A 24,039-nucleotide genomic window follows, 5' to 3' on the forward strand; every position below is an offset into this window, starting at 1 on the left:
ATAATGACTGTTTCTGAACTGTATTTCCGGACATGTTTTTGATATAATAGAAGAAAATGTTTTTGAGGATGTATTACTTCTAAATATTAACAAGGGAGGGACACTGCCATGTTTTTAGTTGTTAAGCGGGACGGAGAGACCGTGGAGTTCCAGCTGGAGAAGATATCTTCAGCCATAAAGAAGGCATTTAAGGCAACAGGGAAGTCCTATACGGATGACATCATTGACCTGCTGTCCATAAGGGTAACCTCTGATTTCCAGAGGAAGATGCGGGATGGCCGGATATCGGTAGAAGACATCCAGGACAGTGTGGAGAAGGTATTGGAGGAATCAGGGTACACGGATGTGGCCAAGGCATATATCCTGTACAGGAAACAGCGCGAGAAAATCAGGAACCTTGAAAAGACCACCCTGGATTACAAGGACGTGGTGGATAATTATGTAAAGGTAGAGGACTGGCGGGTAAAGGAAAATTCCACCATCACATATTCCGTGGGCGGGCTGATACTTAATAATTCCGGCGCAGTGACAGCCAATTACTGGCTGACAGAGATATATGACAAAGAGATTGCGGATGCGCATCTGAACGGGGATATCCATATCCACGATCTGTCCATGCTGACCAGCTACAGCTGCGGCTGGTCCTTAAAAAAGCTTCTGATGGACGGTTTAGGCGGCATCACAGGGAAGATTACGGCCTCCCCGGCAAAGCATCTGGCAACCCTCTGCAACCAGATGGTCAATTTCCTTGGAATCATGCAGAATGAATGGGCGGCCTCCCAGTCATTTTCCTCCTTTGATACATATCTGGCTCCTTTTGTGAAGGCGGACAGCCTGTCATATGATAAGGTTAAAAAGTGCATGGAGGCATTTGTGTTCGGTGTGAATACCCCCAGCAGATGGGGGACCCAGGCGCCGTTTTCACACATTTCCATGGATTTTAAGGTGCCAAAGGACATGGCCGGGGAAAAGGCCATTGTTGGTGGAAAGATGATGGAATTTACATATGGGGAGTGCCAGAAGGAGATGGACATGGTGAACCGTGCCTTCCTGGAAACCATGCTGGAAGGCGATGCCAATGGACAGGGGTTCCAGTATCCAATCCCATCTTACGGGATGGCTGAGGGTTTTGACTGGTCGGACACGGAACAGAACCGCCTTTTATTCTCGCTGGCATCCCGTCATGGAACCCCGTATTTTATCAACTATGTAAGGGGAGGGGCTGTACAGGGGGAAGACCGGGTTACCTATGGGGATGACCGCCAGGATTTACATGTGCTGCACAGAAAGGCCGGCGGCTTCTTTGGATATGGCGAGCACACAGGCGCCATCGGCGTTGTGACAATCAACCTTCCAAGGATTGCGTACCAGTCAAAGGATGAGACGGAATTTTATAAGAACCTGGATTATATGATGGATCTGTCCGCGCGTTCCCTGGATATTAAACGGAGGGTAATCAGCAACCTGTTAAAGGGAGGGCTTTACCCCTATACCGCCTGCTATCTGGATGATTTTTCCCACCATTTTTCATCCATCGGTGTCATCGGCATGAATGAGGCCGGATTAAATGCCTCATGGCTGAAGGCAGGCATGGAAGCGGAACAGACAAGGCAATTTGCGGTGGCTGTCCTGAACCACATGCGTGAAAAACTGGTGGAATACCAGCTGGAGTATGGTACCCTTTATGGATTGGAGGCAACACCGGCGGAATCAGCCACTTTCCGTTTTGCAAGGCTTGACAGGGAACGGTTCCCTGAACTTAAGACAGCCGGCAGGGAAGGGGATGCGCCGTACTATACGAACAGTACCAAGCTTCCTGCGGATTACAGCATATCCCTTGATGATGCGCTGGGTAACCAGGACGCGGTGCAGCCTCTTTATACTACAGGGACTGTTTTCCATGTGTATGTGGAACAGGAACTGGAGGAGTGGAGAAGGGCAAGGGATGTGCTCCACAAGATCATCACGGAACATGATATCCCCTGCTGTACCTTATCCCCGGTCTATTCCATCTGTCCTTCCTGCGGCTATCTGCGCGGAAGCCAGGAGGTGTGTCCGAAGTGTGGGGCTGCCGCGGATATCTACAGCCGGATTGCCGGATATTACAGACCGGTGCATGACTGGAATGACGGCAAGGCCCAGGAATTTAAAAACAGGATTATGTTCCATATCTGAACATGCCCGGACAGAAGGGGGTAACATATATGATACAGTCAGGGGAGGCTGCAAGAACCGTGAAACGGTTTTTTGATGCGTATCTGAACCAGAGGGATATTGGGAATACGCTTGAGTGCCTGACCGAGGGGATACACTGGGTGGGAACCGGGAAGTCGGAGATGGTGTATGGCCGCAGCCAGGCAGAAGAGGCGCTTCAGGCGGAATTTTCCCAAGCTCCGGAATCCTGCAGGATTGAATATGAGAGCGTTGAGGAGGCATATGGGACGGATGATTGCTCCCTGGTACTTCTCACTGCCACGGTATATCCGGGGACGCCATCCGGCACGGCCATGTGGTTCAGGGTGTCTGCTGCCTGTGTCGAGGATAGGGATGGTATATGCCGCATTGCATCCATCCACGCATCCACCCCTGACAGCCGGCAGGAGGAAGGCAGTTTCTTTCCGTCATCCGGTCTGAGCCGGTCCGAGATGGAGGCCCGTCTGGGAGCCAAAGCCCTGGATATCCTGGGAAAGAATATTCCGGGCGGAATGATGGGAGGATATCTGGAACCGGATTTTCCTTTATATTATGTCAATGATTTCATGCTTTCCTATCTGGGATATACATATGAGGAATTCGTGAAGGCAATTGAAGGGAAAGTGATTAACTGCATGCATCCGGATGACCGGAAACAGGTGGATGACCTGGTGACAGGGGCCTTTGAGAAAGGCACTGACTACGAGGTGCAGTACAGGATGAGGAAAAAGGACGGCAGTTATATTTGGGTCAATGATGTGGGGAAAAAGGGATGGTCTGAGGATGGACAGGAGGTCTGTATCAGTGTTATCAGGGATATTTCCGAGGAAGTGGAATCCAGGATACGCCTGGAAAAGCAGGCCAGGGAACAGGAACAGCTGGCAGACCAGTACAATCACCTGCTGCAGTCCGTGCTCTGCGGCATCGTGCAGTATCATCCAACCAGCCAGGGTGTGGTGTTCAGGAATGCCAACAGGGAAGCAATCCGTATCTTCGGATATACTGAGGAAGAGTTCTGGGCCAGGAAGTACTGGCGGATGGATAACCTGGTTGCAGAAGAGGACCGGGATTATATTGGGGATGTGTTTGCAAAGCTTAGTAAACCGGGAGATAAGGCCAGCTATGAATACCGGTTGCGCCGGCAGGACGGCAGTCCATGCTGGATCATCGGCAGCGCCGAGGTACTGTCAGACAGCAGCAACCAGGCATACATCCAAAGTGTGTATCTGGACATTAATGAGAGCAAAAAGGCAGAGCAGCGCAATCAGCGTCTCACAGACCAGCTGGAGGCCAGCGATAAGGTGCTTCATATGGCATTGGAGCATACTACAACCAGTGAATTTTATTACTATCCGGATACCAGGGAATGTATGGTGCCGGCCAGGACCAGTGAACTGTATTGCTGCCAGGAACATTACGACAACCTGCCCTACAGCTTTGCCATGGAACGGGTGGATGAACCGTTCCGGCCTGCTTTTTATGAGATGTATGAGCGCATCCATCATGGTGAGCGCACCGCAAGCTGTGAATTCAGGGGGCGCAACCAGGCGTTCTGGTGCAGGCAGACCTTGTCTGTCATCCTGCGCAATGATGATGGCTCCCCCAGGCTTGTCATTGGCATCGTGGAAAACATCACACGGCAGAAAACAGCGGAGGAGGCGCTTGTAAAGGCAAGGACACGGGACAGCCTTACGGGCCTTTATAACAGGGAAAGCGGTATCCGTCTGGTGCAGGAATGCATGGCGGACAGGGGACCGGGGGAACATGGGGTCCTGATGCTTCTGGACATGGATGGATTTGAGGACGTGAACCAGAAGGAGGGCAGGATTTTTGGGGATGTGGTACTCCAGGAAGTCGCTGATATCCTCCGGACGGAAGCTGGCAAGGACAGTATCCCGGTCCGGCTTGGCGGGGACGAATTCATGCTTTATGTGAAAAACAGCAACAAGGCACAGGCAACGGTCATAGGTCCCAGGATTGCAGGCCAGGTACAGAATGTTTTTGTGAATATGGAAAAGGATATACATGTCTCAGTCAGCATCGGGATGTGCAGCACCGAGGTGACAGAGGAATATAATGCCCTTTACCGCTGTGCGGAGAGCACGCTCAAATACGTTAAGGAGAATGGAAAAGGCCGGGCGGCCTGTTATCTGGACACTTCCAATGAACTGGGAGTGTTCCTGACACAGCTCTATACGGAAGAGCATCCTCTCAATGCAATCGAGATGGAGACATCACATCTGGATGACGACCTGGTATCCTTTGCGCTGGACCTTCTCGGCAAGTCCAAAAACCTGGATGACGCTGTGTTCCTGCTGCTTTCCAGAATCGGCAAGAAGTACTGCCTGGACCGGGTATCCATTATTGAAGCCAGCCAGGCCTATCTGTCCTACCGCTTTTCCTATCAGTGGGCGCGCAACCGGGCGGACCTTCAGCTGGGACAGGATTTCTATGCCTCCAAGGAGGATTTTGATATCTGCTCCAATATGTATGATGAGGATGGCCTGGCTGACCATAATGTCCGGGACGGAATCTCACGGATTGCATCATGCCTCCATGCAGGTATCTGGAACTATGGGGAGTATGTGGGTTCCATGAGCTTTGAGGTGGATGAGCCGGATTATCAGTGGTCACAGGAACAGCGCAAACTCTTAAAGGAACTGGTCAGGATTGTCCCATCCTTTGTCATGAAATCCAAAGCAGATGCGGTCAGCAAGGCCAAGACGGATTTCCTTTCCCGTATGAGCCACGAGATAAGGACACCCATGAACGCCATCAGCGGCATGACCACCATTGCCAAAAATGTCCTGGATGACAGGGAGAAAACACTGGACTGCCTGGAGAAGATTGAATCAGCCAACACCTATCTGCTGAATCTGATTAATGACATACTGGATATGTCCCGCATTGAGAGCGGTAAAATGGAACTGAGCACCAGCCCCATGGACCTTAGGCAGCAGATAGACGGGCTGGAAGCCCTGTTCCGTACACAGGCAGAGGAAAAGCACCTGGATATGAGGTTTGAGAACAGATACAGCAGTACCAGGCTGCTCATTGCAGATGGACTGCGGCTGAACCAGGTGCTGATCAACATTATTGGGAATGCGGTTAAATTCACGGAGCAGGGCGGCATCACGGTAAAAGTGGAGCAGCTGGAGGAGTCGCCCAGGGCAGTCCTTAGGTTTTCCGTTGCCGATACTGGAATCGGAATAGAACCGTCAGCCCTGGACCGTATCTTTAACGCCTTCGAACAGGCGGAGGCAGGAACAGCGGCCAGCTATGGGGGAACCGGCCTTGGACTGTCCATTGCCAGCCGCCTGGTGCAGATGATGGGCGGTACCCTGGAAGTGAGCAGCCAGATAGGAAAAGGCTCTGAATTTTTCTTTACACTGGGCTTTGATTATGCCCAGGAAGCCATATCCGATATACCGCAGGACGAAGCCGTCCCCCTGCCTGATTTCCATGGACGCCGTATCCTGCTGGCAGAGGACAACGAAATCAACCGGGAGATTGCACAGAGCATCCTTGAAATGAACGGATTTTCCGTAACCTGCGCCGTTGACGGACGCGAGGCCCTAGATTGCTTCTGCGGCAGTGGGCCAGGGGAATTTGATGCCATACTGATGGATATCCGCATGCCTGTCATGGATGGCCTGGAGGCTGCCAGACAGATACGTACTTCGGGAAAGCCGGATTCCAGGACCATTCCCATAATAGCCCTTACTGCCAATGCATTTGATGAGGATACGAAGAAATCCATTGAAAGCGGTATGGACGGGCACCTGTCAAAGCCAATCCAGGTAGGACTTATGATGGAACTTTTGGGGAAATGCATTGCGAATCATACGGAAAAGAAAAAACATTAAGATGCATAGGGTTAAAGGATACGGATACGATTAAGGAAATGATTGGAAATATGGAATAAAGCGGGAAAGGAAAATATGGCTTGGACTTGAAATCATGCATACTTTCTGACAGGATACAAAAACTATCACCAGACAGGAGGTATCATTATGGCAAAAGCAGGTATGAGACGGCCAAGTCCCTATGACCCGGATAACCATGGGACAGAAAACCATCACAAGATGAATCATCCGAAAAATGAACAGGCACAGGTGCCGGAGATTCAGGGCGCGGCAAAAAACGGGAATGCCAAGGCAGGCCCCATCAATGCCCCCAACTGGGCAAGGGATGATTATAAGACAGGCGATAAGTATAATTAAGGTTTTCATTCTATGCAATGAAAAAAACAGACAGCCCCATGACACTGGTATTGATTCTGATAACGGGTTATGGGGTGATTCTTATAATATGACCATAGGTGGGGAAAACCTTCCAGCTGGAATATTTGAAGAGGGTCCATGCGATTATATGGGCAGACGTGATGGACCGGAGCGGCCGGAATAGGGGCGGTAAACATAAATTATTGTTTAAATTCCGGCTGTCGAATTGCAAAAGTCAGGTAATTATGGTAATATATAGTTAAAATTCAGAAGAAGGAAGGTACTGGTTATGGATAAGGAAGTATTAAGTTTTGTTGTAGAAAAGACTAACGAGTTAATAAACGCAGCATCCTGCAACAGCGAGACAAAGGCAGCCGCAGAGTCATGGCTGGCAGCGGTGGGAACTGACGGCGAGGCGGAAGCAACCAAAACATATGTGAAGGAACTGGAAGCAGACATCATGCCGATTGATGGTTTAATCGGATTTGCGGAGTCGGATGCCGGAGCACAGGTATTTGGAGCGGACCACGCCAGGGTTGTGGCTGCCCATGCCAAGGAAATCAAGGCTGCAGGGGCGAAATATTGTGATTGCCCGGCCTGCGCGGCAGTAGAGGCAATCCTTAATAAAAAGGAAAGCATCCTCGGATAGAAGCAGCTGAATAACAGGAACATTACATAGGGCATCAGTCATATTAATGATTGGTGCCTTTTCTTTACCGCATAATCCGGTAGGTGGGTTAAAGACATGGGCGCAGGAATAGGATTCATAATATTGATATTTCAGCCATGTTTTGCTATACTAAGTGCTATATATGCATATGAACAAGGACGTACATGGGCGACAGCCGGTTTGAAGCACAAGTATATACAAAGCATCATTTCTTTGCGAAAGAGTTGGAATAAGATGAATAAGACACATATATTTGAGATTATGAATGGGAATTTTATAGCAGGGGCTAATCCGAGATTAGAGCGCCATGTGCGAAATGAATTTACTGAGAGTTCTGACTGCCTGGAGGCGTATAACAAAATATACGAAGCGCGGGTACGTATGGGGAAACGGCTGGGGACCGGAGAGGAAGACCCGGATATAATGGATATTGTTGATGGTGCTGAATCAAAGATACAGTATATCTGTTTAAAGATGTATGATTACGGTGCCGGACTCCTGGCCATGACCGGTGGCGGTCAAGAGTTACAACTGATACAGATAATTGAGAAAGAGTGGATGGACGCGGACCTTCATGCAGGAAAAAACATTGGACATGCCATGGCCCGGCTTGAGGAGCGGATGGGTACAGACAGCACGGATCCGGATATACGGATCCTGGTTGAAGGCTATGAATACATAGCCCGCCGCATGGGAGTGAAGATGTATGGATATGGCGCATATTTTACAGGCCGTGTCAATACAGCCCCGGATGTCCCGGACTATTATGAAAATGCAGAAATTGTTGATAAAGACAGATTTAATTGACGATTAATTTCCGAAGATATGGTAAAATCAACATAGCAGGACACAATTGCTTTAAAAAACGATTTGGAGGGGAAGGACATGTCAAAAAGTTCAGGGATTTTACGTATCTGCGAAGAAAAGGGAATCAAGATGATTGATTTCAAGATGACGGATTTAAGCGGCCGCTGGAGGCACATCACCATTCCGGTTGAAAGGTTTGATGATGGGATTTTTACACAGGGCATTGGTTTTGACGGCTCCAATTATGGGTATGCCCCAGTGGAAAAAAGTGATATGGTATTCATACCCAATCCGGAAACTGCTGTGGTGGATCCGTTTACAGAGATTCCCACACTGACCATGTGCGGGGATGTCTGTGTCATTGGAAAGGAAAACAAGCCCTTTGACCAGTATCCCAGGAATGTAAGCTTAAGAGCCATTGAATACATGAAGGAACAGGGGATTGCGGACCAGATGCTCATTGGGCCGGAATTTGAATTCCATCTGTTTGACAATGTGAGCTTTATGGTGGAACCGCAGCGCATGGCATTCTCAGTGGATACCAGGCAGGCTGCCTGGAACAGCGGACGTGAGAGCGCTGACAACAAAGGTTTCCAGGTCCCTGGCGGAGGGGGATACCACATTGCCGCCCCTCAGGATGTGGCGTATAATTTAAGAAGCAGGATGTGCATGATGCTTCAGGACTGGGGTGTGGATGTGAAGTACCATCACCACGAAGTGGGCGGTTCGGGTCAGATGGAGATAGAGGTGGAACTGGGCGACATGGTGGACATGGCTGATAAGACCATGATTGTCAAATACGTTGTCCATAATGCTGCGGTCCAGGATGGAAGGACATGTACCTTCATGCCCAAGCCCATTTACAAAGAGGCCGGCAATGGAATGCATGTCCATATGCTTCTGATGAAGGATGGGGAGCCGGTTTTCTATGACGAGGATGGTTATTCCGGACTGAGTAAAACAGCCCACTATTTTATAGGCGGCCTGTTAAAGCACGTGGCGTCCCTGTGTGCATTTACCAACCCGTCCACCAATTCCTTCAAGCGCCTTGTGCCTGGATATGAAGCGCCGGTAACCATCGGATATGCCACATCCAACCGGAGCGCCGTCATCCGGATTCCGGCCTATGCAAAGACGCCGAAGGCAAAACGCTTCGAACTGAGGAACCCTGATGCAACAGCCAATCCATACTATGCTTATGCGGCAATCCTCATGGCCGGCCTTGACGGGATTAAGAACAGGATTGACCCTGCAGAACATGGGTGGGGACCTTTTGACTGTAATCTCTATGAACTTCCGGATGAGGAGAAGGCAAAGATCCAGTCCCTGCCAAAAAGCCTGGATGAGGCCCTGGATGCCCTGGAGGCAGACCATGGTTATCTGACCGCGGGCGGGGTGTTCCCGGAACGGCTGATTGAAGTATGGCTTAAAAAGAAACGGGAAGAGAGCCGCGAGATGTCACAGATTCCCCATCCGGCAGAGTTCCAGCGTTATTATGACCTGTGATGATTTACATCAGATAGGATTCACACCGGATGGTGCTTCGTGCCTCACAACGTATATGCGCTGTGGGGCACAAGCTGTCTTGTAACCCTGCGTTTGCCAAGTGGGCGGATTCTTTTCTTATAACCCTGCGTTTGCCAAGTGGGCGGATTCTTTTCTTGATTCAGCGGAGAGGACAAAATGATTGAAGTTTATCACATTGAAGATGATAAGGCGATTGCACATGCGGTCAAAGAATATCTTGAGCAGCACAATTGCCGGGTTTCGGTTTTTACAACAATGGAAGAGGCCAGGCAGGCCATGGTACGCCAGGTTCCTGCAATGGTGCTGGTGGACTGGAACATGCCGGATGGACAGGGGGACATGCTGTGCAGATGGATCCGATTAAGGTGGAGGGAGCTTCCTGTTATTTTCCTCACTGTACGCGGTGAATCCCATGATATGGTATCGGGTTTCAGGAACGGGGCTGATGATTATGTGGTGAAACCATTTGAACTGGAGGTCCTGTATTCACGTATCTGCGCATTGCTGCGCAGGGCAGGATATGTATCTGGGCAGTATCTTACCTGTGACGGTATCACACTGGACACGAGCGGAATGAGGGTATTCTGCGGGAATGAGGAAGTCACCTTAAGCCAGCCGGAATATCAGGTGCTGCTGGTTTTATTGCAGAATAAAGGCAGGACCGTTCCCAGGGAAATGCTTTTAGAACAGGTATGGGACAGCAACGGGAATTATGTGAATAACAATACGCTTACGGTTACCATCAAGCGCCTGCGCGGGAAGCTGCACCAGCCCTCCTGCCTTAAGACTATCCGCAGCTTTGGCTACCGTATGGAGGACTCCGTATGATTGGACAGAAGAATATGGGAATACTGCTGGGGGTTATGCTGGCAGCCTGCCTGCTGGCATCGTCCGTTACAGCCGCAGTCATGACAGGGCTGAATAACCGGACACAGTTCCAGCTGCTGGGCAGTGTGTGTCAGGGAATCCTTAAAGAAAATCCAGATTTAGAACAGACCCTGTTTCCTGTTTTAAAAAGAATTAAAAACCAGCCGGCATTGGGTGAGGAAGACAATGTGCTTCTGGCATATGGCTACCGGGAGTCTGACTTTCTGAAACACACATCCGGATACGGCATCCTTCCTGCAACGGCGGGCTTTGGCATTGGGGCGCTGCTGCTTTTTACCGTTTTCTGGTACTGGCGCAGAAAGGAGGCCATGCGCATAAAAGAGCTGACAGAATACCTTGAAAAAGTGGACACAGGAAGCCCGGGCCTTCTCCTGACAACAAAAGAAGACGGTTTCTCACAGCTGCAGGATGGGATATACAAGACCGTTACCATGCTGTATCAGACGAGGGAGGCTGCCGTAACAGCAAAAAAAGGGTTTGCGGAAAACCTGTCCAACATTGCCCACCAGATTAAAACACCCATAACGGCCATTTCCCTGTGCGCACAGATGATGGAAATACATCCATCCCAGGATTACCTGGCACAGGTGCATAAGCAGCTGGGACGGCTGACCCATCTGGAGGAGGCATTGCTTCTCCTGTCACGTCTTGACGCAGGAACCCTTCCCTTGAAAACAGAAGCAGTGGATGTCTATACTGTGGTGAGCCTAGCCGCTGACAATTTACAGGAAGTGTTCGATGCCGCCGGACTGTCTGTTGATATCCCTGAAATGGGGGAAATGGAGATAATGGCTGACCTGGACTGGACCATGGAAGCATTGATGAATCTTTTCAAAAACTGTGCGGAATATACGCCGCCAGGGGGAACGGTCCATTGTGCCTGTTCCCAAAACCCGCTTTTCACGGAAATCATCCTATGGGATGAAGGTAAAGGATTTGAAAAGGAAGATATCCCCCATCTGTTTGAACGGTTTTACAGAGGGAAGAATGCGGCGGACAATGGAACTGGCATCGGCCTCTCCCTTTCCAGGGAAATCATTGAACGCCAGAATGGCACAATCCGGGCCGTCAATCAACCAGGCAGAGGCGGAACCTTTGAAATCCGGTTTTACAGTCACTAAGCAGTCACTTTGGCCTGTTATAATGAAAGCAAAGTTAATATAACAGGGAAAGGAGCAGAAAGCTTGGAAATTTTAAAATGTGAGGATTTAAGTAAGGTATATGGTGCCAGGGATAACAAGGTCATTGCCCTGGATAAGATTAATCTTTCGGTCCAAAAGGGGGAATTTACTGCCATTGTGGGAGCGTCAGGTTCAGGAAAATCCACACTGCTGCATGTGATTGGAAGTGTGGACAAGCCCACTGAGGGGAGGGTCCTCATAGAGGGCAGGGATATTGCTGCCCTGAATCCCACCCAGTCAGCCATCTTCCGGCGCAGGAAGGTGGGACTGGTCTACCAGTTCTATAATCTGATTCCGACCCTGACGGTCCGGCAGAATATCCTGATGCCGCTTCTGCTGGATAAAAAGAAGCCAAACCAGGAATATTTTGACCATATTGTAAAATCATTGGGCATTTCTGATAAACTGGAAGCCCTGCCGGGCCAGTTATCAGGAGGGCAGCAGCAGAGGTCCGCCATTGCCCGGTCCCTGATTTACCGTCCGGCCCTGCTTCTGGCCGATGAGCCAACAGGCAACCTGGACCGGAAGAATTCCAGGGAAATCATTGATATGCTGAAATTATCCAACCAAAGCTTAAACCAGACCATTCTGCTCATAACCCATGATGAGGCCATTGCTCTGGAAGCCAGCCGTGTCATAACCATAGAGGACGGACGTATCATAAGCGACCGGAAGCGGGGGTAAGGATATGTGGAGGGATTATTCAATCAGTTATATTAAGAAAAACCGGGCTTCCAGCATATCCATCATTGTGGCAGCCTTTATATCGGCCTTATTCCTTTCTTTTCTGTGCAGTCTGTTTTATGGTTTCTGGGTGTATGAGGTAGAAGGGATTGTTTTGGAGGAAGGGGACTGGCAGGGGCGTATTACGGGTATCATGGATGCGGACGATTTGACGATGATACAGAGCTTTGGTAATGTGAAAAAAGCCGTGGTCAATAAGGACTTGTCCAATGGACAGGAAACCGTTATTGATATTTATTTTGAGGACGCCAGAAGCATTTTCCAGGACATGCCCCTGATTGCAGACAGGCTGGAGGTTGAGGAGGATGCGGTATCCTACAATCTGCTGCTTTTATCCAGATACCTGATTCATGACCCAAAGGATGAATCACCGCCGCTTCTAATGACATTTTACCTGGTCATCCTGTTGATTGTTTCCTTTTCCCTGATTCTGATCATCCGCAATTCATTTGCAATGTCCATGAATGCGCGGATACACCAGCTTGGTATATTTTCCAGTGTGGGGGCCTCGCCAGGACAGATACGGACCTGCCTGATACAGGAGGCGGTGGTGCTCAGCCTGGCCCCCATTCTTTTTGGCAGCATTTTGGGAATCGCCCTCAGCTTTGGCGTGACCCAGGCAATTGAACTGATAGCGGCAGATATTCCAGGCAGGCATGAAGCTGGTTTCAGGTACCATCCCATGGTTTTCGGGGTCACAATCCTGTCCTCCTTTCTTACCGTACTGTGTTCTGCATGGCTTCCGGCAGGAAAACTGAGCAGAATGACACCATTGGAAGCCATCCGCAATACTGGTGAGTGGAAACTAAAAAAGAAAAAACATTCCCATATCCTGCAGTTCCTGTTTGGGATTGAAGGCGAACTGGCCGGGAATTCAATAAAGGCCAGGAGGAAGGTAATGTATACCTCTACGCTGTCCCTGACCCTTTCATTGCTGGGTTTTACGCTGACCTTGTGCTTTTTTACCCTTTCAGGCATCAGCACAGGATATACTTATTTTGAAAAGTATCAGTCAGTGTGGGATGTCATGGCCACTGTGGAAGATACGGACATAGAAGATTTCAGGATGACGCAGGAATGGAAGGAGCTGCAGGGGCTGGACCGTGTAAGGAACCTGGCCGTGTACCAGAGGCTGGAGGCTGCGGCCCGCATCCCTGAAACAGGGCAAAGCCGGGAACTGGCCGCCCTTGGGGGAATCGGCATGGTTGCGGGTCCTTTGGCTGTGAAAGCGGATGATGCATGGCTGGTGCAGGCGCCTGTAGTTGTGCTGGATGATGACAGCTTCATGGAATACTGCAGGCGGATTGGAGCATCACCACGGCTTGACGGAGCCATTGTCCTGAACCGTATATGGGACAGCCTGAACAGCAATTTCCGATATCCCAGATATATTCCGTATGTGGATGAACGCCTTGGGACGGTTGTTCTGCAGGAAGCCGGGGAGACAGGGGATGGAACAGGAAGGACACGGGAAGGAAACGGGAAAAATACAACCGTGGAAATCCCGGTCATTGCCTATACGCAGGAAGTTCCTGTTTTAAGGGAGGAGTATGACGGTCATGCATTTGTGCAGTTTGTCCCATTGTCTTTGTGGGGGGAGATATCCGGGAAAATAGGGGAAGTGAGGCAGGATACCAGTATACGGATACTGGCTGCAAAGGGGGCATCCCTGGCTGATATGGATGCGCTGGAGGGCGATGTATTGGAACTGCTTGGCAATAAGTATGGGATTGGGATTGAAAACCGTATCCAGGAGAAAATCACCAATGATTATATGATTTTCGGATATCAGCTGATTCTTGGCGGCCTTTGTTCCATCCTTGCGCTGATTGGAATCGCCAATGTGTTTTCCAATACCTTGGGCTTCCTGCGCCAGAGAAGACGGGAATTCGCCCGGTATATGTCCATAGGCATGACGCCGTCAGGAATACGCAGGCTGTTCTGCATCGAAGCATTGGTGATTGCAGGACGCCCGGTACTCATTACCCTGCCGATTGCTGTGGCAGTGATGGGATACATGATAAAGGCCAGCTATTTAGACCCAATGGAATTCATGGCTGAAGCACCAATCATACCAATCCTTGTTTTCTGTCTGTCCATCTTTGGTTTTGTTGCACTGGCCTATTATCTTGGTGGGAGAAAGGTGCTGCGGTGCAATCTGTCCGATGCCCTGCGGGATGATACGCTGGAGTGATTTCCGGTTTCATGTTTTGGAATTTTATGGTATAGTGACAGGGGGCAATGGACCTGTCCTCCTTTACCCATATGCCCATGAATAACAGAGAAATATAGAGAAATGACAGAGAGGTAATGACTGGCAATGATAAACAGAGAAGATATGCTGGAACTGACAAGACGGATGACGCTTTCACGGACCTCCTTTACAAGGATAGCAGGATGCTATGTGGACAGGGATGGTGATTTTGACGGGAGCTTCAATACGAATTTCCTAAAGCTGTCGGCAGCAGAGCGGACAAAGAAACTGAAGCTTGCAAAGGAAATCCCTTTTTCACCAACGAATGTAAACCTGAAGAAATATGAATTTACCCAGAGTATGCGCAAACCAGGCAGCATGTGGCAGCTGCTGATGGCAATGAACGAATGCGGTCTGAAAAACGATGCCTTGATGGACACTTTCTATGATGTTGTTATGGAAAAATACCGTACATCTTCAGATTATACCATCCTTGTTTTCCATGACCGGTATGATATCCCGGCAAAAGCTTCTGATAATGAAAGACTCTGGGAATCAGAAGAAGTGTTTGAATACATGATTTGCGCCATCTGCCCATTGACAGGGGAGTATGAGCCGGGGAAGCCGGAGTGCGGATTTTTATTCCCGGCCTTTACGGACAGGAGCGGGGATTTGAACCACATTGCGGTATTCCAGGCAGATACCGGACGGCCGCATGATGAAATATTAGAGGTGCTGGGGTTGATGGGTTGATGTCCGGGGTTAATGGAAGATGGTTGGAGGGCAGAGGAGAAGAGGGATGCTGGCAAATAAGGGGAAGAAAGCAATTAAGAAAAAGACAAAAGATAAATATCTGTGTGCATTTTTCCTGGTTTATATGGTTGTATTGTTCCGCATTACTGTTTTCCGTTCAAACTTCAGCCTGTTTCATGTCATGAAGAACGGAACAATCAACCTGTCCTTGTTTCAGGACTATATTCCTTTCATCAGGCAGGGAAGATGGTTTCTGTTCCTGTACCTGTTTGTGGGCAATATTATCTGGTTTGTTCCATTTGGGAGCATGCTTCTGTTATCCGGTAAGGTGAAGGGAATCTGGAGTGCGGCATTATGCGGGTTATTACTATCCTTTATCATTGAAACACTGCAGTATATATTTGGGACGGGCGTGTCAGAACTGGATGATTTGGTATTAAATACAATGGGGGCTGGATTAGGGGCGGCAGTGGTACGGCTGTATCGGCATTACCAATGCCGTCTGGGACGGAAACGGGAAGTACCGCAAGCGTCAGCGGATCAGAATGGGGGTTAGGATGAAATACTTTGGTAATGGATTAAGTGAACTGCACAAAGAGTTGAATACAATTATCCGCAAAGCGGATAAATTTGAGGAGGCAAAGACACTGTTTTTTGAACTGCATTCCAAGCTGCATGTATCATCAATGACAGGGGCAGAACAGAATGAAACCGATAGTCTGCTTGGTGACCTTATGCCCAGCGAATACCGTATCATGCCAACCTCGAAAGATGAAACAATTGCATGGGTATTATGGCATATTGCAAGAATTGAAGATCTGACCATGGGAATTCTTGTTGACGGGGGAGGGCAGGTGTTTGACAGCAGATGGAAAAGACAGCTGAACGTCCACATTTCAGACACAGGTAATGCTTTGTCAGATGATGAAATCATGGAATTAAGTGCCGGGCTGGACATGAAAGAACTCATTGCATACCGGAATGCGGTTGGACAAAGGACACAGGATATTGTAAAGTCGCTTTCTGCAGACGATATGAAGCGCAGGGTTTCTGCCCAAGGACTTGAGGCTGTTAAACAGTCCGGCGGTGTGACGGACCAGGAAGAGTCATTGTGGCTTCTTGACTTTTGGGAAAAGCAAGTGGAAACAGCATATCCGCGACAATAAGAAGTGCTTTCGCTGTGCGTAGCGCCAGATTTCATAAATGATATGGTAAAAACCATGTGTATCGGAAAATGGTTTAAGGTGCTTGGGCATAAATAGGGTATGTCTTTAACTATTCGCGAAACAACACTTTAACGAATAGTTAGTGGAAAATCTATGTTATCTATCAGATATCTGTATTGAATCCATTATGAAAAAAATTGAATAAAGGTGGTGTCTGTATGTCCGTTGCGTCCTCTTCTGACGCTGGTTAGATGTTACTGCGCTACAGGAACTTCTGGATGATTACGAATGGCAACTGATACAATCCTCTGATATTGTACAGAATCTTATGTTTTAGATGGTATCCTATAATACTTGTAATTTGTAGATTGAAAACTATTCGTTAAACCGACTCATAGTCATTCCTGGGCCGTCAATTATTTGCAATATGGAACTTTAACGAATAGTTAACGTAATAGTTAACGCGAAAAAGGTGTATGGAAACAATTTCTTGTATGTTCATTTCCCTGTATTTCTTACTCCTTTATTCAGTTCCGCTCATTTTCGTTCCATTCACTCCATTCCGTTCCGTCCTCTACCGCTTTCGGATAAACGTAATCACCCAGTCATCCTCGCGCAGTTCATAGCGAGTCCTGCAGAAAGGGCAGAACCGCTCTTTGGTGGCATCGAAGCTGGCGCCGCAGTTCCTACAGCTCACCTTTTTGACAGAAAAACCGTAGTCCTGGGGGCGGCTGATATTCCGGCATAACCCCACCTGAAAGCAATCGGATGTCCGCTTTAATCCGCCGCCCTGGCAGTACACGTCTGTCATATACACATTCAGGTCCAGATGGCAGTATTCCCCTTCGATACGGCTGCCGTTCAGGCTGACGGCGCCGTCAAACTGGGCATCCACAATATTATCAAGCCCGCTGCCGTCAAATTCCGGGCCGTCATACACGGCGAGCCTGCTCCTGTCATCGGTAAAAATGAGAATTTTCAGCAATCCCTGTACCTTACCGAAGAAATATTCAAATGTAAATCCCGGATCAAACTGCTTCATAAAATCCGTCAGACGTTTCTTGGCCGATATCTGGCCTGCAGCTCTGGGCGCCATCTTAAAAGCTCCGCCGAACACCCGCACCAGAAGGCGGATGGACAGCGCGAAATATCCGAACACCGCGCCGACTCCCACGGTGAAGGCCAGGGTTATAAGCAGAAGAAACAGATTTTCCCCATGAATCATGTCCAAGACCAACCCCGGCAGACGGAGCAAAAAGCTGATTGCCCCTCCTGCCGCCATCCATTTACCGACACGGTTCCTGGCTTCCTGCTCTCCCATCCCGTAATCCGGAAGAAAATAATAGTTTGTGACCTTCGGAAACAGGTCTGACATAAAAAAACGGGTGTGGCAGTAAGGACATCCCTCCAGCAGGACACCTACGGCGCTGATTGCTCCGCAGTTGGGGCAGACATAAGATGTCTGGATATCTTCCTGATTGTTGAGCCAGGTTATGACGGTATAGAGCTGTTCATCATCCCCGACGGTCAGACATTTTTTTCCATCCCTATAATAATCCGTTTCTCTGTGAAACGCATTCCAGACCAGCTTGTTGGTATAGCGCGTATCGGAAAAAACAGCTGTGGCAGCCGTTCCTTGCCGGACCTGCCGTTTCGTCAGCCGGAACTCCATTTTGGTGTGATGCTTTTGCAGGCGTTTTTTCTGAAGCTCCAGGCCGTAACTGATATCCTGGTTTCCCGTCACAGGCGCGGTCCCATTTTCTCCCCACTGGCAGAGCTGGGAAGCAAACTCCTCGTAAATCTGCTGATCCGTCTTTTCCATACCCCAATTCCCCTTTAATCTTTCCTGAATAATAGTCAATGTCCTAATTATAGCATAGGGTTCATAAAATTAACAGGTTTTCATTAAGGTGTTCCTGCCCGATTCCTTTTGAGCCTACTCATTGGTGTCATACCCCAACTCATCACACATAATCATATAATTGTAATCCCGGCCATTGAGGGAGTCGTATTCCCCACCGAAATAATCGTTACCGATTTCCACCAATGGAATACTGTTCATGCGGTATGTATCTACCTGGTTCAGGAACAGATGCATCCGTTCCCACAACGGTTTCTGCTGCTCCTCATCAACATCAACCGTTCCATAGTTTTCCTCCCCGCACCGATATGTACGCTCTTCCCCTGTGTCTGACAGGGAAAATATCTTATATATATAGCTGCCCCTGCCCTGCCACATTATTGGTGAAAACTGCATCAGGTAGTCCCTGCCATTCTCATGGTACAGATAAAGCCAGTTCCAGCCTGGATGGGGATAGGCGGCCCAGGATTCATATAGACATTCAATTGTATCTGTTTCCTCACGCCTGGTATAAACGTTGATTTCAATCATAAAATTGAAACCGGTATATCCAATACTGGGGTAGGAGGAAACAGACGGGTGCTCAGTCACTGTATTACGAATTTCAAACCTTGTCTGCCCCAAGTCTTCATCATGTTTTCTCGCCTCCTTTGCTATCTCCGAATCTTCGTCCAGTGGCTTACCATCTCCATCCATGACCTGACTGCTGACCACGATAAGTTCGTCTCGGCCGTCCCCGGTTAGGTCAGCCAGCAATGTACTGTTGATGCCATTCATATGGTATTTAGCCATAAAATCCCGATAGGCCTGTAAATCCTCATCCTGTCCTGCTGACTCCTGAGGTTCCCTTGTCCTCCAATCCTCTTTAGCTGCCACTGTCTGTGTATTGCCCATCTCCATACCCGCCAATTTAGATTCATCATAATTGCGTTCTACCGCAGTTCCTGTTGCCGCAGTTTCTGTTACCACAGTTCCTGTCATCTCCCCGGTATCTGCGGCTGCCCCATCTGTCCCTTCCGCGCATGCCGACAACCCCATGACCATAAAAAATGCCGTCAGGTATAAGCAGATTCTTTCTTTCATATCGTTCCTCCCTCATTTCATGTATCTTCGCCACTTCATCTGTAGCTTGTCATGTTATACCCATTATACATACCCTCTGTCAATAGTGTTTTACTATTTTTTTACAATATAATGAATTATACCAACACTGATTTCTCTCACATATCTGCTTTGCGGCAGAATGTTTTGGGTTCTTATTGACTTTATCTCCCAATTTGTTATGATTATAAGAATGGATTATTAGCTATATTTTAATCTGGAGGTACACATGCAAAAGAAAATATTTCCAATCATATTGACCGCGGCCCTTCTTGTTTCAAGCCTGGTCTCACTCTTCTTCATCCATAACCTGCAGGGGAATGCCAAGGTCATAAACTATGCCGGTGTGGTCCGTGGAGCCACACAGCGTCTGATAAAACAGGAATTAAACCATTCGCCCAATGATGCGCTGATTGGGCAGATAGAAGGTATCCTGGAGGAACTGCAGACCGGGCATGGGGAGCACGGACTTACGCGTCTGGACAGTGATGAGTTCCAGGAGCTGATTGTCAGGATGCGCGATGACTGGGAACAGCTGAAAGAGGAAATTTACCTTGTACGTGCAGGCGGGGATACGGATACCCTTTTCGAGGACAGTGAAGCGTTTTTCGGATTGGCGGACCAGACCGTGGTTACAGCGGAAATGTTTTCTGAAAAAAGTGTACGTTCTGCAGAAAAGAGCATGTTCATCCTGAACTGTGCCTTTGTCCTGCTCATGATTTTGTTATACATATATAGCGCGAATCAGGCCAAACGCCAGAAGGGACTTCAGGAAGCGGAAGAAGAAAACAGGAAAAGGAAGGAACACCTGTCCCGTATGGCAGAAGGCCTGCGGGGACCTATGAATGATATCTCGGAACTCATCTATATTTCAGATGTTGAGAACTATGATCTGTTGTTCCTTAATAAGACAGGCATGGAAACCTTCCGCGTGGATTCACTGGAGGGAAAGAAATGCTACCGGGTGCTTCAGGGAAAGGATGCGCCCTGTGAATTCTGCACCACCCATCTTCTGAGGGAAGGCGAGAATTATACATGGGAATTTACCAATCCTTTGACCAGACGTCATTACATCCTGAAGGACCGCCTGATTGAATGGGAAAACCGGCCGGCCAGAATGGAAATCGCATTTGATACCACTGAGTCTGAAAAGGAAAAGCAGCAGCTGAAGTTCACATTGGATGCTGAAAAAATGGTAACCAACTGTATCAGCGCTTTATACCAGCAGAATGATATCGTGGAAACCACAACACAGGTACTGCGTCTGTTCGGAAGCTTCCTTTCAGCGGACCGTACCTATATCATATACATCAGGGATGGCCTGATGTACAATGATTATGAGTGGTGTGCGGATGGGATATCACCTCAGAAAGATTATCTGCAGGAGCTGCCGCTTTCACTGATTGAGAGGTGGATTACCTATTTCAACCGGAAGGAATGTATCATCATAAAGGATTTGGAGCAGATTAAGGAGTCAGAACCAGATGAATATGAGGTACTGCACGGCCAGTCCATATCCAGTCTTGTGGCAGCCCCTTTGGAGGAGGATGGAAAACTGCTTGGATATCTGGGTGTTGACAATCCTCCTCCGGACCGGATCATGAATATCGCCCCGCTGCTTCAGACACTGTGTTATTTCCTTCTTCTGGCCCGCCGCCATGCGGAAAGCCAGAGGCAGCTGTCACACATGAGTTATTTTGATACGCTTACCTCCTTTTATAACAGGAACCGTTACATAGAAGACACAAACGCTCTGGCCCATACAGGCAAACCGGTAGGTATTGCCTATCTGGATGTAAACGGCCTAAAGGATATCAATGACCAGTACGGACATGAATATGGCGATAAGGTTCTGGTGGAATGTGCCAGACGTATGAAGTCAGTATTCACGGGCGCTGATTTTTACCGGATAGGCGGCGATGAGTTTGTCATTATCTGTCCCTGTATGAAAAAGGATGTTTTTCACAGCAAGCTTCGGGAACTGAAGGCCCAATTCCAGAATGACCCCCATTATCAGGCGGCCATCGGTTCCCAGTGGACGGAAGAGGTTGAGAATCTAAGCCAGATCATTGCCAATGCCGATGCTCAGATGTATGAAGATAAAAAGGAATTTTACCGCACACATCCTGTCTCCCACCGGTACCGCCATCACAGCGACGAAATCCTGCACCTGGCAGACCCGTCCGTGCTACAGAAGGAAATTGACCAGAATCATTTTGTGGTTTATCTGCAGCCTAAGATTTCCTCCTCTGACCGTTCGGCAGTGGGCGCCGAGGCCCTTATCCGTTATCGCTCCAAGTCAGACACACTGGTCCTTCCGGGGAATTTTCTTCCGCTTCTGGAGGAAGCCGAGTCCATCAGTCTCATTGACTTTTATGTATTCCGGTTTGTCTGTGCAAAGCTGAAGGGATGGATTGATGAGGGCAGGCAGGCGTTTCCTGTTTCCGTGAACTTCTCCACTGCGTCCCTGATGCAGCCCTCCTTTGTTGAGCAGCTTACTGCTATCTGCAGTTCCTACCATATCTCTCCCGGATATATGCAGATTGAAGTTACGGAAAGGGTACATGACATGGAGGATTTGGATATTAAGCATCTGATTTCAAAGCTGCGCCAGGCGGGATTTACGGTTGCTATTGATGATTTCGGTACCGAGTACGCGAATCTGGCCCTTCTGTCAGAGGTGGAATTTGATGTCCTGAAACTGGATAAGAGCATGATTGATAATATCTCCGTCAATCCCAAGACAAAGGCGATTGTGGAATCCATTTCGGAAATCTGTACCAAACTGGGAATTGACATGGTGGCTGAAGGAATTGAAACAGAGGAACAGTTTTCAACCCTGCGCTCCTGCGGCGTGGGTCTGGCACAGGGATTCCTGTTCAGCAGGCCTATTTCCACGGATGAGTATGAAGAACGGTATCTGAACACAACAACTGACAAGTGAGGCATTGCTTTTAATGAGTAATTTATCATACCATGAACAGATAGACAGGGAAAATATATTAAAGCTGCGGGGATTGGTCAAGGATCTGCCGCCCTTTTGCGGTGATTTTTTCCGCGGCATCGAGCCCAGGACTTCATCCAGGACCCGGATTGCATACGCCTATGACCTTCACGTATTCTTTGATTTCCTGCACCGGGAGAATCCCGTGCTGTCCAAGCTGGAGATAAGGGACATTACCCTGGAACATCTGGACCAGCTGTCGGTCACGGATTTTGAGGAATATATGGAATACCTTAAGTACCGCTTCAATGACAAAAAGCAGGAAGTGATGAATAAAGAACGGGGAATCATGAGAAAGATTTCCTCCCTGAAAAGTTTTTATAATTATTTTTACCGCAATGAGCGCATTAAAAATAACCCTGCTGCCCTCGTGCAGCTTCCCAAACTCCATGAAAAGGAAATCATCCGCCTGGATATTGATGAGGTAGCCCTTCTTTTAGATGAAGTGGAACAGGGGGAAAAATTAACGGATAAGCAGAAAAGCTACCACCAGAAGACAAAGGTCCGTGACCTGGCGCTGCTTACCCTTCTGCTTGGCACGGGAATCCGTGTCTCTGAATGTGTGGGGCTTAATATTGCCGACATAGACTTTAAGAATGGGGGAATCCGCATTTACCGCAAAGGCGGAAAAGAAGTGACTGTATATTTTGGGACCGAGGTGGAGGATGCACTTTTGGACTATCTGGAAGAACGGGACCGCATCATCCCGGAAAAGGGCCATAAAGATGCCCTCTTCCTCTCCCTTCAGCGCAGACGCATGGCGGTGCGCAGTGTGGAGAACCTGGTGAAAAAGTATGCCAGGATTGTCTCACCCCTGAAACCCATTACCCCCCATAAACTCCGGAGTACGTATGGCACCAACCTGTACCGTGAGACCGGGGATATCTACCTGGTGGCGGATGTCCTCGGCCACTCAGATGTGAATACCACAAAGCGCCATTATGCGGCCCTGGAGGATGAACGCAGGCGCAGTGCACGGAATAAGGTGAGGCTGAGGGAGAAGTAGGATCCATCAGCCTATCTGAATAATCATGCCATCCTGGACAGTAATCACCCGGGAGCTGCTTTTTGCTGCTTCCTGGGAATGCGTTACCATGATGATTGTCTGGCCAATGTCCTGATTGATTTTTTGCAGCAGGGCCATGATTTCAGCCCCGGTCCTGCTGTCCAGGTTTCCCGTGGGCTCGTCTGCAAATAAAATTTCCGGATTACCAATCAAAGCGCGGGCAATTGCCACACGTTGCTGCTGGCCGCCGGATAACTCACGGGGCGTATGACTGCGTCGGTCAGACAGGCCGGTAACCCTCAAAATCTGTTCCAGCCTGCCTTTACAGCTGCCCATCTTTTTGCCGTCCAATAGCAATGGCAGCATGATGTTTTCCTCGACACTCAGGTTGGGAATGAGATTGTAAAATTGAAAGACGAAACCAATCTTCTGCCGCCTGATGCGGCTCATTTTTTCATCCCCCAAAAAGGAAATGTCAGTGCCGTCCAAGAGGACGCGGCCGCTGGTCGGGGTATCCAGTCCCCCAAGAATATAAAGCAGCGTGCTTTTTCCGGAGCCGGATGGCCCCATGATTGACACAAATTCCCCCTGCATAACCTGTAACGAAACGTCTTTGAGCACTTTTATTGTTGTGGTGCCAAGACGAAAATCCTTTACGATATGTTTTCCTTCCACGGCAATATTGCGGATGCTCTGTTTCATTGAATAGACCTCCTGTCTT

General features: G+C 48.7%; 18 protein-coding genes. 15 read left to right on the forward strand and 3 right to left on the reverse strand.

Annotation, left to right across the window (positions count from 1 at the left end; all coding sequences use genetic code 11):
- The first annotated feature begins 108 nt into the window (after positions 1–108).
- The 13 genes from MCJ35_RS09325 to MCJ35_RS09385 all read left to right on the forward strand — a co-directional run bounded on the left by MCJ35_RS09325 (position 109) and on the right by MCJ35_RS09385 (position 16,346).
- Positions 109–2,175 carry a ribonucleoside triphosphate reductase gene (locus MCJ35_RS09325; RefSeq protein WP_240299452.1) on the forward strand — a complete coding sequence of 689 codons (2,067 nt, stop codon included), beginning with the start codon at positions 109–111 and terminating at the stop codon, positions 2,173–2,175.
- 29 nt (positions 2,176–2,204) lie between these two features.
- On the forward strand, positions 2,205–6,059 hold the full coding sequence (locus MCJ35_RS09330) for a PAS domain-containing protein (protein WP_034578609.1): 3,855 nt from the start codon (positions 2,205–2,207) through the stop codon (positions 6,057–6,059).
- A 147-nt stretch (positions 6,060–6,206) separates the two neighbouring features.
- Positions 6,207–6,416, forward strand: coding sequence for a hypothetical protein (locus tag MCJ35_RS09335; RefSeq protein ID WP_008725688.1), 210 nt, complete (start codon positions 6,207–6,209; stop codon positions 6,414–6,416).
- 289 nt (positions 6,417–6,705) lie between these two features.
- A complete protein-coding gene (locus MCJ35_RS09340) occupies positions 6,706–7,065 on the forward strand; it encodes a molecular chaperone Hsp90 (protein ID WP_025487336.1) in 360 nt (119 codons plus the stop codon).
- 255 nt (positions 7,066–7,320) lie between these two features.
- The gene (locus MCJ35_RS09345; protein ID WP_025487335.1) at positions 7,321–7,893 is read left to right on the forward strand and encodes a hypothetical protein; all 573 of its coding nucleotides are present in this window, start codon (positions 7,321–7,323) and stop codon (positions 7,891–7,893) included.
- Positions 7,894–7,971: 78 nt separating this feature from the next.
- Positions 7,972–9,399 carry a type I glutamate--ammonia ligase gene (gene glnA / locus MCJ35_RS09350; RefSeq protein ID WP_025487334.1) on the forward strand — a complete coding sequence of 476 codons (1,428 nt, stop codon included), beginning with the start codon at positions 7,972–7,974 and terminating at the stop codon, positions 9,397–9,399.
- Positions 9,400–9,576: 177 nt separating this feature from the next.
- Positions 9,577–10,248, forward strand: a complete 672-nt coding sequence (locus tag MCJ35_RS09355) for a response regulator transcription factor (RefSeq protein ID WP_025487333.1) — start codon at positions 9,577–9,579, stop codon at positions 10,246–10,248.
- Positions 10,245–11,429: a sensor histidine kinase gene (locus tag MCJ35_RS09360; protein ID WP_240299453.1), complete on the forward strand. Its 1,185-nt coding sequence runs from the start codon at positions 10,245–10,247 to the stop codon at positions 11,427–11,429. The genes MCJ35_RS09355 and MCJ35_RS09360 overlap by 4 nt, the downstream gene beginning before the upstream one ends.
- 63 nt (positions 11,430–11,492) lie before the next feature.
- Complete coding sequence (locus MCJ35_RS09365; protein WP_025487332.1) at positions 11,493–12,173, forward strand: ABC transporter ATP-binding protein; 681 nt, start codon at positions 11,493–11,495, stop codon at positions 12,171–12,173.
- 4 nt (positions 12,174–12,177) lie between these two features.
- Positions 12,178–14,427, forward strand: coding sequence for an FtsX-like permease family protein (locus tag MCJ35_RS09370; protein ID WP_025487331.1), 2,250 nt, complete (start codon positions 12,178–12,180; stop codon positions 14,425–14,427).
- A gap of 126 nt (positions 14,428–14,553) precedes the next feature.
- Positions 14,554–15,180, forward strand: coding sequence for a DUF4317 family protein (locus MCJ35_RS09375; RefSeq protein WP_025487330.1), 627 nt, complete (start codon positions 14,554–14,556; stop codon positions 15,178–15,180).
- A gap of 46 nt (positions 15,181–15,226) precedes the next feature.
- On the forward strand, positions 15,227–15,736 hold the full coding sequence (locus tag MCJ35_RS09380) for a VanZ family protein (RefSeq protein WP_025487329.1): 510 nt from the start codon (positions 15,227–15,229) through the stop codon (positions 15,734–15,736).
- A 1-nt stretch (position 15,737) separates the two neighbouring features.
- Positions 15,738–16,346, forward strand: a complete 609-nt coding sequence (locus tag MCJ35_RS09385) for a DinB family protein (RefSeq protein ID WP_025487328.1) — start codon at positions 15,738–15,740, stop codon at positions 16,344–16,346.
- A gap of 574 nt (positions 16,347–16,920) precedes the next feature.
- Here MCJ35_RS09385 and MCJ35_RS09390 read toward each other — a convergent pair.
- Both MCJ35_RS09390 and MCJ35_RS09395 read right to left on the reverse strand, forming a co-directional pair.
- Positions 16,921–18,168: a hypothetical protein gene (locus MCJ35_RS09390; protein ID WP_025487327.1), complete on the reverse strand. Its 1,248-nt coding sequence runs from the start codon at positions 18,166–18,168 to the stop codon at positions 16,921–16,923.
- A 114-nt stretch (positions 18,169–18,282) separates the two neighbouring features.
- Positions 18,283–19,290 carry a hypothetical protein gene (locus MCJ35_RS09395; protein WP_025487326.1) on the reverse strand — a complete coding sequence of 336 codons (1,008 nt, stop codon included), beginning with the start codon at positions 19,288–19,290 and terminating at the stop codon, positions 18,283–18,285.
- Positions 19,291–19,537: 247 nt separating this feature from the next.
- Here MCJ35_RS09395 and MCJ35_RS09400 point away from each other — a divergent pair, with 247 nt between their 5' ends.
- Positions 19,538–22,252 carry a sensor domain-containing phosphodiesterase gene (locus MCJ35_RS09400; RefSeq protein WP_240299454.1) on the forward strand — a complete coding sequence of 905 codons (2,715 nt, stop codon included), beginning with the start codon at positions 19,538–19,540 and terminating at the stop codon, positions 22,250–22,252.
- 13 nt (positions 22,253–22,265) lie between these two features.
- Entirely contained in the window at positions 22,266–23,318 is a 1,053-nt protein-coding gene (locus MCJ35_RS09405) for a tyrosine-type recombinase/integrase (RefSeq protein ID WP_025487325.1), read from the forward strand.
- A 6-nt stretch (positions 23,319–23,324) separates the two neighbouring features.
- Here MCJ35_RS09405 and MCJ35_RS09410 read toward each other — a convergent pair whose 3' ends face one another.
- The gene (locus tag MCJ35_RS09410; protein WP_025487324.1) at positions 23,325–24,020 is read right to left on the reverse strand and encodes an ABC transporter ATP-binding protein; all 696 of its coding nucleotides are present in this window, start codon (positions 24,018–24,020) and stop codon (positions 23,325–23,327) included.
- Positions 24,021–24,039: the final 19 nt, after the last annotated feature.

It is taken from the genome of Enterocloster sp. OA13, assembly GCF_022440595.1.
GTDB classification, from domain to species: domain Bacteria; phylum Bacillota; class Clostridia; order Lachnospirales; family Lachnospiraceae; genus Enterocloster; species Enterocloster hominis.

What these genes read in the sequence shown, in the direction of transcription:
- MCJ35_RS09325 (WP_240299452.1), top strand. Translation starts at nt 109, where the DNA reads ATGTTTTTAGTTGTTAAGCGGGACGGAGAGACCGTGGAGTTCCAGCTG.
- MCJ35_RS09330 (WP_034578609.1), top strand. Translation starts at nt 2,205, where the DNA reads ATGATACAGTCAGGGGAGGCTGCAAGAACCGTGAAACGGTTTTTTGAT.
- MCJ35_RS09335 (WP_008725688.1), top strand. Translation starts at nt 6,207, where the DNA reads ATGGCAAAAGCAGGTATGAGACGGCCAAGTCCCTATGACCCGGATAAC.
- MCJ35_RS09340 (WP_025487336.1), top strand. Translation starts at nt 6,706, where the DNA reads ATGGATAAGGAAGTATTAAGTTTTGTTGTAGAAAAGACTAACGAGTTA.
- MCJ35_RS09345 (WP_025487335.1), top strand. Translation starts at nt 7,321, where the DNA reads ATGAATAAGACACATATATTTGAGATTATGAATGGGAATTTTATAGCA.
- glnA (WP_025487334.1), top strand. Translation starts at nt 7,972, where the DNA reads ATGTCAAAAAGTTCAGGGATTTTACGTATCTGCGAAGAAAAGGGAATC.
- MCJ35_RS09355 (WP_025487333.1), top strand. Translation starts at nt 9,577, where the DNA reads ATGATTGAAGTTTATCACATTGAAGATGATAAGGCGATTGCACATGCG.
- MCJ35_RS09360 (WP_240299453.1), top strand. Translation starts at nt 10,245, where the DNA reads ATGATTGGACAGAAGAATATGGGAATACTGCTGGGGGTTATGCTGGCA.
- MCJ35_RS09370 (WP_025487331.1), top strand. Translation starts at nt 12,178, where the DNA reads ATGTGGAGGGATTATTCAATCAGTTATATTAAGAAAAACCGGGCTTCC.
- MCJ35_RS09375 (WP_025487330.1), top strand. Translation starts at nt 14,554, where the DNA reads ATGATAAACAGAGAAGATATGCTGGAACTGACAAGACGGATGACGCTT.
- MCJ35_RS09380 (WP_025487329.1), top strand. Translation starts at nt 15,227, where the DNA reads ATGCTGGCAAATAAGGGGAAGAAAGCAATTAAGAAAAAGACAAAAGAT.
- MCJ35_RS09385 (WP_025487328.1), top strand. Translation starts at nt 15,738, where the DNA reads ATGAAATACTTTGGTAATGGATTAAGTGAACTGCACAAAGAGTTGAAT.
- MCJ35_RS09390 (WP_025487327.1), bottom strand. Translation starts at nt 18,168, where the DNA reads ATGGAAAAGACGGATCAGCAGATTTACGAGGAGTTTGCTTCCCAGCTC.
- MCJ35_RS09395 (WP_025487326.1), bottom strand. Translation starts at nt 19,290, where the DNA reads ATGAAAGAAAGAATCTGCTTATACCTGACGGCATTTTTTATGGTCATG.
- MCJ35_RS09400 (WP_240299454.1), top strand. Translation starts at nt 19,538, where the DNA reads ATGCAAAAGAAAATATTTCCAATCATATTGACCGCGGCCCTTCTTGTT.
- MCJ35_RS09405 (WP_025487325.1), top strand. Translation starts at nt 22,266, where the DNA reads ATGAGTAATTTATCATACCATGAACAGATAGACAGGGAAAATATATTA.
- MCJ35_RS09410 (WP_025487324.1), bottom strand. Translation starts at nt 24,020, where the DNA reads ATGAAACAGAGCATCCGCAATATTGCCGTGGAAGGAAAACATATCGTA.